Source organism: Pseudomonas sp. NFACC08-1, assembly GCF_900106735.1.
Lineage (GTDB): Bacteria > Pseudomonadota > Gammaproteobacteria > Pseudomonadales > Pseudomonadaceae > Aquipseudomonas > Aquipseudomonas fluorescens_Q.
The window spans coordinates 283,472-295,631 of sequence record NZ_FNNL01000009.1 but is presented as its reverse complement, the minus strand read 5'-3'; the positions used below and the strand labels follow the sequence as shown (position 1 = coordinate 295,631).

The window sequence follows — 12,160 nt, the reverse complement described above, 5'->3', positions numbered from 1 at the left end:
ATCGTTACCGGCACCGCCATGGATGATGTCGTTGCCTTTCGAGCCGTTGATAATATCGTCGGTACTGCCACCTTGCTGGTGTAGGCCTTGGGCAGATAGTTCTGCCCAGGTAAGAACGGTACCGTCAGCAAACTCGATGCGCTCAAGCAACCCCATAGCCCGCTCCGAGGCATCTATAGTTGCCCCCGTGAGGCCATTTTTCACCGTCACTTGGTCTGTCCCATTGAGGTGTTTGAACACCACGTCAGAACCGGACTTGTACACTTGGATGTCGCTGACGAGGATACCTGCGCCAAAGCGCAAGATGTCGATCGCCCCCCAGCCGCCGTCGCTTTCAGTGATGGTATCCTTGCCATCACCTAGGTTGAATACATAGGTGTCGGCATAATACCCGCCGAACATCTGGTCATCGCCAGAACCACCAACAAGCACATTGTTGGTTGCGCTGAGATCAACTATCAATGAGTCATTGCCTTGGTCACCGAACAGTTGATTGCTGCCGAGCCCACCGTTAACCGTATCGTTGCCACCACCGGCGTGAATGATGTCGTTTCCTTTCCAGCCGCTGATAGTCTCGTCAGAATCGTTGCCCTCTTGCTTGAGGCCATTGGCGGCTATATCAGTCCAATTGAGCACGCTTCCGTCAGCAAACTCGATGCGATCAATAATGGACATCGGGACCACACCGGCACTTGAGGTACCATCGAACCAGTCTTTGACGGTCACTTGATCCGTGCCGTTGCGATGCATGAACACCAGATCGGAACCGATTTTGCGAGTGTTGATATCACTGGCAAGGATGCCTGCGCCAAAGCGCAAGGTGTCTATTGCACCGACACCACCATCGTGTTCAGTGATGGTGTCCTTGCCGTCGCCCAGGTTGAATAAGTAGGTGTCGGCATAATAGCCGCCATAGATCTCGTCATCTCCCAAACCACCTGCCAGCACGTTGTTTCTTGCGTTCAGATCGACCTTAAGCAAGTCATTACCTTCGTCGCCGAACAGCTGGTTACTGCCTACGCCGCTATCAAGGGTATCGTTGCCTTCTCCACCCTCCAAGGTATCGTTTCCGTCCCCCCCTTGTAACTGATCATTACCCGCCCCGCCAATTAGATGATCGTTCCCGCTTTGTCCTAATAGACTATCGCTTCCGTTCCCTCCAAGTAAGAAATCAGCTCCGCCTCCTGCCGTAATATTATCAGCGCCATCACCACCAACCAGTGAATCGTTACCGCCGCCCCCCGTAATAGAGTCGCTCCCCCCACCTCCAAAAATGTACGAGTTTCCAAGCCCCGCTTTCAGAATGTCGTCCAAACCTCCACTGACAACAAGTTCCGGTATCTGGGCGAACAGAAGCGCGCGATTGTTTTCAGACAACTCGCTATAAAAGCCAACGAACGACTCTGAGACTTGGTTCGCCAACACGTCACCGGCCGAACTGGATAACAGCTCGAGCATGTCCATCATAGTCCCTACGGCTGACACATCAAAACTTTGCTGGAGCGTGTCAACTAAGCCACTAAGATCCCAAGATGCCAAGTCGTCCGCCAAAGCGACGCTATCTAAATAAGGTTTAAGGCGCGTCTGTTCCAAAAGCCCTTGATAAACAGAATCTATCAACTCCGAATAAGACTCATTCAGCAGCTGTTCATGGGCAAAGTTTAGCGGTAAATCGTGTTCAGTTATGGTGACCTGCTGCCCGTCACCTATAACCCCAACAGACTTTACACTTTCGAAACTACCAGATCGAACTTTAAGATCGACACCTCCAGCCGCCCCAGCAACCAAGTTAAAATCAAAAAAACTTCGACCATTGAAAATTTCCAAAATTGCAATTTTTTCAACTAAGGCTGCTCTCGCGACTTGCGCAGGCGTAGGCTCAGTACCTAATACCTCCCACGACCAAACAAATTTGAATACTCCCCCACCTGCGAGCCCCTCAATACGCTCTTGGAGATTTTTTGAATCAGACGTTACGCTCCAGGATTCTAGAAGCGCATCCATCAACGAAAGCTGCTGCTCTCGAGAGGTAGCTTGCGAATACTCCTTCAATTTGGCAAGAAGCTCCGGGCTGAGTGTGGCGGCCTCGGCTAAGTCTCGTACAGCACCCGATCCAGCCATGTTCGGAAGCAACAATGCCTCTTCGCTCACTTCTCCAGCCGGAAATTGTGTATAAAACGGGTTCGAGGCTAAATCCAGACTCACTGCAAGGCTTTGATTACCATTCGAAGATCCCGTATGCCCGTCTTCATAAGTAAAAACACCGACAGAAGCAATAATATTTTCTTGTTGCACACTGCCCGATGACACCGAGCTTAGACCAATCGATTGAATTTTCAGATCACTGAGCGTCCTTAATTCATTCGCTTGAGATATCCCATCAAGATTTTTATCTTGCCAAACTTTGACGCTATTAAACTTATTATCTCTAGCGTCAAACACACCGTCGGCGTTAGAATCAAGATCCGAAAGCGCATCAAATCCATTAATAGCTTTGCTGCCATTTGATTTTATTGTATCGACGCCAAATAACTCCGCGCCAGCGTCAATGACTCCATTCAGGTTTCGGTCTAAAACAAGAAACCCGTCATCAGGGCTTACCCATCCAGTGCCGGTCTTGACACCATCGCCATCGAAGTCGAATTTCACTCCAGATGATGTACCGACAGTTTCTATGCCGTCGCCATCAAGATCGAGCGCTAATGGATCGATCCGGAACACAAAATTCTCGGCAGACGTAAATTTCCCATTAACGGCGTCAAAAATGGGATCAAGCCACCCTCTTTCGCCCGAGTACTCAGAGAACTCATCAATAAAAAACTCAAGAGTCTTTGCAAGTCCAAATTTGAATAACTCAGCCTTAAATCCCTGACGCACAAGATACTCTTGCAGCGTCTGATTATTTTTCATTGAGTCAAATACTAAATCGAGCCCGCTTTTTTGAAGTATTTTTTCGATATAGTAGACGGGTATTCCTATACCCGCCATTTTTGCTATTTCTTCTCCCGCCTTTAGATAGGCCTCATTTCGCGTAGCCGGATCCGTCGCATCACGACCAATATTGTACCACTTGATGGCCGCATCAGCTTTATCGTAAATGTAAACTACCGTAGCGGCTTGCCCAAGCACTTTTGTAGGTATGCTCATTTAGACTTCCTTCCCATAATATCAAATACCGCCAGAACAAAATCTTTTAGAGACCAGGTCCAACCACCTAAGAGCACACACGTAACTAGTAGCGAAAAGTACTGGTGGAACGGGGAATATGGACGTCTCGCCAACCCTACCCCCACCATGCCGAGAATCACCAAGCATGCGACAAAAAAAGCTGCACTTCGAAAAAAAAGATAAACAACGTTGCCTTTACTTACCGTTTGCACCCAATTCTTCGCTGATTCAGAAAACAGTGCAGCCCAACCCAAATGAAAAAAACTAGCATAAATAAAACCTAAACCCTGACGAATCGCGAGCTCAGGATTGGTATCTAACAAAAGCCATGAATAGAAAGTATTTAACCCTTCCCCAGCAGGCCGCAAGAATTCGATCCATTGGTAAAGCAAAACACCGCCACCGAAATACAGAGGTAGAAATAATATATTTTTCACCCAACCCTCACTATCGCTGTTATTAACGTTGTCTTATTCAAGTCACCGCTCCCTAATGCTCTCTTTGAAATGCGCTTGCAAGGGGCTCAGAAAATACTCAATCACTCGACGCTTGTCGGTTTTCACTTCAGCAGTGACCCCCATTCCAGGTTCCAAATCAAGCCGCCCCCCTTCAACTGACAAGGAGTTACTTGCGAGCCGAATCTTCACGTTATAAATCAGCCCTCGCTGTTCATCTTCTATTGCGTCTGATGAAATACTCACAACCTCTCCATCAATTACTCCGTACTTAGTAAAGGTATATGTCTCGACCTTCACCGTGACCGCCTGCCCTTTGTGAACGAACCCGACATCCTTGTTTTCTAGAGTAGCCTCAACTTCAACAGGCTGTCCGGTCGGTACGATTGTCAGCAACGGCTGCGCTGGAGTTATCACTCCGCCTACCGTGTGCACATTCAATTGCTGTACCGTTCCATCTACCGGTGCTTCAAGGGTAGTCAGGCCATCTTGATACTCGGCCTTGGCCAAATCCTGCTTTAACGAAGCCACCTTCTGATCGGCCTGCTGCAGCAGATCCAGCATCGCACGTCGTGTTTGTGCTATGACGCCGGCCCGCCGTCTTTCAGCCTCCTGACGCGCCGCAGAAGACTGAAGCATGCTGGCTTGCTGCACGCTCAACTGACGTTCGACGTCCAACCGCGCCTGTTCCTTTTCAAGGTAGGCATGGCGAGCGATGTACTGTTTTTCCAAGAGGTTTTGATAGTCATCCGCCAGCTTCGCGACGATAGGCAGTGTTTTCTGCAGACTCACGACTTGGCCTCGTGCCGACTGAATGTCGGCTTGTCGCTGAGCAATCTCAGCGTCAACAGTGTCCAGGTTGCTGCGATACTCTTGGTATTGGCCTTGCACCCAACGCTCGGCAGCGAGTACGTGCTCAGGGTCGGCACCCTGGATGGCTCCAGTTAACGTTCTAGGTGCTCGTTGATGATCGATTGCATCGATCATCGCAGCGGCCCGCACGCTGTCGATCCGCGCGGCCAATAGATCGCTTTGCACGCGACCCACATCAGCCTGGGCCGAAGTGGAATCCAACTCCAAAAGCAACTCACCAGCTTTGACGGTCTGGCCGTCATGCACATGGATGGCCTTTACAACTGCTGTTTCGCTGGACTGAATAACCTTGCTCTTACCACTGGGGATGATCTTGCCCGTAGCTGTCGCCACGACATCGATCTTGCCGACACAGGCCCAAACCAGTGCAATAGCGGCAAAAGCCATAATCGCCCACATGAACACGCGAGGGGCCGGATGAGTCGGTCGCTCCTGCAATTCAAGGGAAGCTGGCAGAAACTGAATCTCGTGTGACAGACGTCTCGGAGCATCCATTTCCCGGCGAGCCTTCCAGGACTGGCGCCAGGCGTGTCGATACCGTTGCAGCAAGCCTGCCGACTCTGCGTTAGACATTGCCAGCTCCTTGCTGCAAACGATGCAGGCGCGAGTAGTGTCCGGCCTGGTGGGTCAATAGTTCTGCGTGAGTGCCCTGCTCCACAATCTGGCCACGCTCCACCACCACGATGCGGTTGGCGTCACGTACAGCGGAAAGTCTGTGGGCGATAATGATGACCGTGCGCCCTTTGCAGATGTCCTTCATGTTCTGCTGCACTACGCGCTCCGACTCATAATCGAGCGCACTAGTGGCTTCATCGAAGATCAAGATCCGGGGGTTGCCCATCAAAGCACGGGCAATGGCGACACGTTGACGTTGTCCGCCTGACAGCGACGCTCCGTGCTCACCCACTACGGTGTCATAGCCTTCGGGAAGCTCAAGGATGAAGTCGTGGGCGCCAGCAAGCTTGGCTACGTGAATGACCTTCTCCAGCGACACGCCAGGATCGGCCAAGGCAATGTTCTCGCGGATGCTGCGAGCGAACAGCATGTTGTCTTGGAGTACAACACCTATCTGACGGCGCAACGAAGATACGTCCGCCAGCGCCAGGTCCATTCCATCCACCAGCACACGTCCGCGTTCCGGTACGTAGAGCCGCTGGAGCAGACGAGTCAGGGTACTCTTGCCGGACCCCGAACGCCCGACCACACCAATCACTTCCCCCGCGTTAATACTGAGGCTGACGCCACGCAAGATCTCCGCCCCATCGGGACGGTAGCGAAAATGTACTTGGTCAAACTCGATGCGGCCGCGGATTGGCGGTAACGAACTTCGCGTTGCCTGAGCGATCTCGGTGCGTGTGTTGAGGATGTCACCCAGACGCTGCACCGAGACGCCGGTCTGTTGAAAGTTAGTCCATAGCTGCGCCAGACGCATGATCGGCTGCGCGACGCGGCCGGCGAGCATGTTAAATGCTATCAATTGCCCCACAGACAACTGCCCTTCGATCACCAGGCGAGCCCCGACCCACAAAGTCGCCACGGTGACCAGCTTCCCAATAAGCGATACGCTCTCGTTAGCGATGGTGGACAGAGTCTGAGTTTTAAAGCCGGCCGCTACATATCCGGCCAACTGGTTGTCCCACTTGCGAATGGCCTGAGGCTCAACAGCCATCGACTTGAGGGTATCGATACCATTGACGGTCTCAACCAAGAAGGCCTGGTTTTCTGCTCCCCGGGCGAAGCTATCATTCAACCGTGCGCGCAGGACCGGCGTGATCAATACCGACACCAATATGTACAGGGGTAGCGATATCACGACGATCAACGTCAGCCAGCCGCTGTAATAGAACATCACAGCAATGAACACGACGGAAAAAAGCACGTCGAGTATCAAGGTAATCGCATTACCTGTCAGGAAGCTGCGGATATTCTCCAGCTCGCGAACCCGAGCCACTGAGTCCCCCACTCGCCGCGCTTGGAAATAAGCCAGCGGCAGAGTGATCAAGTGCCGAAATAACTTGGAACCCAGCTCTACATCGATACGGCTTGCCGTATGCGCGAATACGTAACTGCGTAACCCCGTCAGCGCAGACTCAAAAAGCATCACCACGACCAAGCCTACCGCAATGACGTCCAAGGTCGTCAGCCCTCGGTGCACCAGCACCTTGTCCATAACCACTTGGAAGAACAATGGGGTGACCAGAGAGAAGATCTGCAGAACAAACGACACCAACATGATCTCGCCGAGCAGTTTTCGGTATTTGACAATCGCTGGGATGAACCACGTAAAGTCAAACCTAGAGGATTCTCCTGGAGTGTTTGCCTCGGAACGGATCAGCAAAAGCTGTCCTGTCCAACGTGATTGAAGCGCTTCGAAAGTGATCACTTCCGGCCGCTGCACTGCCGGGTCATGGATCAACACATTGCCTTGGTCCATGCGCGCGATAATAAAAAACGTCCCATTCACGTCGCTGGCAATGGCAGGCAGCGGCGTGCGGTGCAGGCGGTCAACAGAGGTGGACGCAGCCTTAGCTTTGAGGCCGAGCTTACGCGCAGCCAACAACATGTTCGCCTGACCAAATGGACCATCAACGCTTCCGAACTCATGGGCGAGTTGGTCAGCAGAAGCTGCAACTTGATGAAACCGGGCAAGCATGACCAGAGAAGCCAGGCCAGAGTCAAAAATAGGGGCATTTTCAGGCGCAGAATCGTCTTGGACGGTCTCAGTCATGTCATATAGTGCTCGGGCATTACTTCGCAAGAGATATGGCCAAAGGCCATACATAAAATACACGTACTTCAGGTAAACTGGAGCGAATTCAAAGAACGTTTCGCGATTAAGGCAACGCTTATTCAAACTCCTGGGGGAAGAAAATCTCTAGAGGGGACGTAATCATGCTTCAAATATAAGGATAAAACCTCCAAATCATCAACACTTAAGGTTCCGGCCGCCTGCTTTAATTTAAGATTATCAACGATATAGTCGTAACGTGCGTTGTTGTAGTCACGCACAACCGTATACAGCTGCTTTTGTGCATTGAGCACATCAGCAATATTACGCGACCCAATATCTACGCCTACCTGGTTCGCCTCCACCGATTTTCGGGCCGAAGTAATACCTTGTCGGCGCGCATGGATTTGAGCGATATCCGTATTGACCCCTCGGAACGAGTTACGAGTGTTCAACACTACTTCTCGGCGTCGATCTTCTGTTTCATCTTGACTCTGTAGAAGCCGCTCGACAGATTCCTTAATTTTGGAGCTGGTCATTCCGCCTGAATAAATTGGAATATTTAATTCAATTCCGATGCTGCTTTGCGCAACATTTTCACGATATCCGTCTCGCCCAAAATCTGTAGGGTTGCTGTAACCGAAGCTATCGTTGTCTCCCTTACGATATGAGGCCACCGCATCAATCGTTGGTAGGTGCCCTGCTTTGTATTGCTTTAACGTCTGCTCTGCGGCTCGCTCAGCCTGTTCATTGGCTTGGAGTTGCAGGTTTTGACGTACAGCCGTGTCAACCCAGGATTGAGCTTCGTTGGGGATTGGTGGTTCGACCGGGAGTTGATGCCCCATCCCGGCTATAGAGCTGTAAGATTGATTAGTCAATCGATTTAAAGCCTCAAATGCATCATCGACTTTTCGCTGTACCAATTGCCGACTCGCCTGTACGTTGTCATAGGCCGCTTGCGCGTCATATACATCCGTAATGCTAGAGGCACCGTCTTCTAATCGGCCTTGTGCTTGGTCACGCTGATACAACAGAGCAGCTTCTTCAGCCTGGACTGCCGCTAGGGCGTCAAGCTGACGTAATGTTTCAAAATAAGCCTCCGCAGCAATCAGCGCTAACCCCTGTACCTTCGCGGAAAGCTCCAGATCCGCCTGAGCTACACTGGATTGTGCGGCTTTCAGTTGGAACCAACGGTCGATGCGGAAAAGCGGTTGGCTGAGGTTCGCACGAAAGGTTGTTCCGCTGCGTGCACGACTCAAGGAGGGCTCGTCACGCTCTAGTCGAGTTGCTTCGGTCGTTGCACCTGCCGTTAGATTCGGCAGTAGTCCTGAACGCGCTTGAGGTACCGCTTCTCGTTGCGCCAAATATGCATGACGGGCGGCAGATAGTTGCGCATCACTTTGAAAAGCAGATTGATACACACCAATTAGATCTGCATGAACTGATGAAAGCTTTTCAGCAGAGAAGACATATGAGCTGAAGAAACTAGCAGCCAAAGAAACACACCAACACGCCAAATAATAAAGCTTCATCATTTACCCAAACGCTGTTGAATCATATGCTCATACCGTTTGGTTCGGCTGCGCAACGAGAATCTTTATTTTTATTTCCGAGACAGCCAGATTCGCTCCGCCGTCACCATGAACCGACACACCCAAAATAAAAAAACCCAATAAAATCAAGAAATTAACATTTCCATTTTCGAACACGAACCACTATAACCTTTAGCTATAATATCAATCGCATTTCAATCTAATTAAACAGTCCTGACTTTGAGAGTAACTACAGGCTTTGTAAAAGCGGCCGTTTCTAATCTGAATAATAGAGATTTCAATCTGAGCACTACTCATAACGAGCGAAGACTAGTATTGAATAGACGCAGAGTCTTATTTAAATCCGGGCCGCCCCCTTGACAATTTGACGTGCAACTGCCGGCCATACTCAAATGCACCCGACCAAAAAATGCTATCAAAACGACATCATGCATGTCTATTCCCTACTGTCATTCCTCTCAGCGTTTTTGACGAGACACGACATGTATGGGGGGGATCGTCGGCAGGGAGCTAATACAACATATTGATTTATATAACATTTTAATTCTATCACTTAAATTACCCTATCAACCCGCATCTCTGTTGACGGATAATTTTTACGACCAACGGCCCAGGGTCAGTCGTTCATGAAATGAAGATTCAGCAGCTCGCTACGAGATAGGGCATGCAGATATCGACTCAACCCTCAACCAGTAATCTGTCAGCGAGCCGTCCTGACGCGCCCCTCCGATGCCGGCTATGACACCGATGCGTTATTAGAATGCCAGCGAAGTGATGCGAGACCCGACGCAGTCCGACGATCAAACACGCCAGCGCTACCAGGCGCTGATCCTCGCGGCGCTGCAAGCGATTGCCGACACGCCTTATCGCATTGGCAGCCACGACCGTGATGAGCTTGCACCGGGCCTTCGCAGCTATCACCTCATCTATTCACGCCAGCAGGCCAAACTACTTCATGGCGTGGTCAAAAGTCCGCGACATATCGTGTTCTATCGTGTGGGAGACGGCGACGTGATTGAGATCGTCCGACTCCTCCATGACGCCATGGAGGTGCAGTTGCATCTGCCCAACGATTGACCACAAACGCTAAAGGCTGACGCTCCTGCACATAAATCTCAGGCAAAAAAAAGCCACTCATCTGAGTGGCTTTTTTCTGAATCTTGGAGCGGGAAACGAGACTCGTATCTGGCGTCCGACTCATTGAAATATAAGGGGTTTCTTTTCTTGCCGGGGCAGGAAAAGACTCAATTCTGGACTTATTATCGGGGTGTTTCAAGGGCAAGAGCTGGGGTAATTCCAAGCAACGTTTCTGGATTCTATCCAAAGCCGATGGGGATGCACGATCATCAAGCTGGCAGTGTGATGCCCATAGTACCAACAGCGTATGAACTTCCCGAATAGACGTTCCAACCTTCCCCGGCTCACCAGTCAGCTCACAACCCTCGAAATATCGCCCCTCGGAGGCAAATCTTCGGGCTGTGCCCATTTCGTGCAATTATATGACAGACTACCCAAGCGTACTTTGAAATCGAAATGCCTTGTCAAATCCCTGCCTGACGCCCCACGTATACACGGCATGTATAACATCTGGTTAACCATGTAGGAAAAATCCGGAGGATAAGTCATCTATTTGGCCTTTACAGTGCGGCGGCCGGCGAATAAGAATGAACACCCACTTACGCCACCACCCTGATTCATTCAACCTGAAAAATAATTTTCCGGAGAATACAGAATGGCCAGCGAAAATCACGTCACTAGAAGTTCCAACGTCAACACCCCAACATCAGTCAATCGCGCCCTGAACTTCAATCGCGACTACTTTCGCCTGAGGGACTACTATGAAACGTGGTCTGTTGATTACGACAATGATGTGTCGGAAAAGAACTATTGCGGCCCACTTATGATCAGCGACTTGCTGACATCACTTCTTGGCCACGCGGACGCAAACAACAGACAACTACGTAGCTCTTTGCGCATCATGGATGCCTGCTGCGGAACCGGACTCGTGGGTAAAGAGCTAGTCCAGCGAGGTTTTAGCGCCGTAGAAGGTTGCGATCTGTCACCGGCGATGACCCGGTTGGCGCGTCAAACCCAGGCGTATAGGGCTCTGTACGGTGGGGTGGACCTGACCGAACACAACACATTGATTGCGGACAACCAGTATGACGCCACCTTGTGCTGTGGTGCGTTCATCGAGGGGCACCTGCCCATAGAAGCCATTCACGAGCTTATCCGCATGACCACCCCAGGCGGACTTTTACTGTTTAGCACGCGCTGCACGTTCTATGAAGCAGAAAACTTCGCGAGCATGCTGGATAGTTTAGTCGCGGCAAAAAAAATATCACCCTTACCGTCACTGATGAATGCTCCTTATTTAGATGAGGTACACGCTCACTACCTGGCATTTAGAATTGCCCGATAAGGGGATCAGAGCATGGAAGCCTTGAACCGTATTTCACTTGAGATGCTTGAGTCTATCGATACGTCGCATGAAGTGCGGCGCCTGCGGGAAACCTGTATTCAGGACGGATTCTTTTATTTAACTGATCACGGTATAAATCCGCATCTAATCGATCAGGTGTTTATTGCGACGCGACAGTTTTTCGCCCTGCCGCTGGAAATTAAGAATCAGTTTTCCCAAGTCCACCAACAGGTCAGTCCAAGAACCTGCCGGGGTTATGTACATACCTTTGGCGAGACGTTGCATGCTCCTACCGGCCCCGATTGTAAACAGCACTTCGACATGGGAAGGGAGGCCGTGAGTTGTGCAAAACCCTTCACCGGCCCAAACCTGCTGCCCGACGAGCAAACGGCTCCCGGTTTCGCCAAGACGATGCTGGCCCTGCAGGATCAAGTCATGCACAACGTGGTGCCTCGATTATTACAAGGGCTGGCGCTTGCACTTGGCTTGGACAAGCGGTTCTTCGAGCCCTTCTTTTCCGACCCAGTATTGATCCAGCGCGCCCTGTACTACCCACCCCAGCGCAGTGGCGCGGGCAAACATACCGACAACGGCATATTCACCTTGTTGTTCCAAGAAGCTGGTGATGCCTGCGCGCTACGCGCTTTTTCCCAAGGACGCTGGATCCATGTACCGCCTCGCGGGCAGGAGGTGGTGGTCAACCTGGGGGACATGCTGATGAAGTGGAGTAATGGCCTCTTTACCAGTACACCCCACCAAGTCATCCACCGTGCGAACAGGGGCAGGGTGTCGCTGCCGTTTTTTGTATATCCGAACGTGGACGCTGAGTTCAACCCTCTGGGCAGCGACCAGGTCGTATCGTGCCAGCAAGTCATGCTTGAAAACTTCAACTCAATCTGGGTAACCGGCCAGGGTGCTGGCAGGGCTCGCGAACTCGCTTGACCCCACCATCAGGAGGAAT

Annotated in this window: 8 protein-coding genes; 3 read left to right on the top strand and 5 right to left on the bottom strand. The window is 51.1% G+C overall.

The window, feature by feature from the left end:
• The 5 genes from BLU76_RS20175 to BLU76_RS20155 form a co-directional block, all read right to left on the bottom strand.
• A partial coding sequence (locus BLU76_RS20175; RefSeq protein ID WP_305882122.1) for a calcium-binding protein occupies window positions 1–3,147 on the bottom strand: 3,147 nt, incomplete at its 3' end.
• Window positions 3,144–3,605, bottom strand: a complete 462-nt coding sequence (locus BLU76_RS20170; protein WP_092145699.1) for a hypothetical protein — start codon at window positions 3,603–3,605, stop codon at window positions 3,144–3,146. The genes BLU76_RS20175 and BLU76_RS20170, both read right to left, overlap by 4 nt.
• 42 nt (window positions 3,606–3,647) lie before the next feature.
• Window positions 3,648–5,069, bottom strand: a complete 1,422-nt coding sequence (locus BLU76_RS20165; protein WP_092145697.1) for an HlyD family type I secretion periplasmic adaptor subunit — start codon at window positions 5,067–5,069, stop codon at window positions 3,648–3,650.
• Window positions 5,062–7,224 (bottom strand): type I secretion system permease/ATPase, encoded by a 2,163-nt coding sequence (locus BLU76_RS20160; RefSeq protein WP_092145728.1) that lies wholly within the window; start codon window positions 7,222–7,224, stop codon window positions 5,062–5,064. Before BLU76_RS20160 ends, BLU76_RS20165 begins: the two co-directional genes overlap by 8 nt.
• Window positions 7,225–7,346: 122 nt before the next feature.
• Window positions 7,347–8,759, bottom strand: a complete 1,413-nt coding sequence (locus BLU76_RS20155) for a TolC family outer membrane protein (RefSeq protein WP_092145693.1) — start codon at window positions 8,757–8,759, stop codon at window positions 7,347–7,349.
• A 792-nt stretch (window positions 8,760–9,551) separates the two neighbouring features.
• On the opposite strand from BLU76_RS20155, the gene BLU76_RS20150 reads away from it, so the two are divergent.
• The 3 genes from BLU76_RS20150 to BLU76_RS20140 all read left to right on the top strand — a co-directional run bounded on the left by BLU76_RS20150 (window position 9,552) and on the right by BLU76_RS20140 (window position 12,141).
• The gene (locus BLU76_RS20150; RefSeq protein WP_092152614.1) at window positions 9,552–9,854 is read left to right on the top strand and encodes a type II toxin-antitoxin system RelE/ParE family toxin; all 303 of its coding nucleotides are present in this window, start codon (window positions 9,552–9,554) and stop codon (window positions 9,852–9,854) included.
• A 655-nt stretch (window positions 9,855–10,509) separates the two neighbouring features.
• Window positions 10,510–11,199: a class I SAM-dependent DNA methyltransferase gene (locus tag BLU76_RS20145; protein WP_092145689.1), complete on the top strand. Its 690-nt coding sequence runs from the start codon at window positions 10,510–10,512 to the stop codon at window positions 11,197–11,199.
• A gap of 12 nt (window positions 11,200–11,211) precedes the next feature.
• Entirely contained in the window at window positions 11,212–12,141 is a 930-nt protein-coding gene (locus BLU76_RS20140) for a 2-oxoglutarate and iron-dependent oxygenase domain-containing protein (protein WP_175456227.1), read from the top strand.
• The last annotated feature ends 19 nt before the right edge of the window (window positions 12,142–12,160 follow it).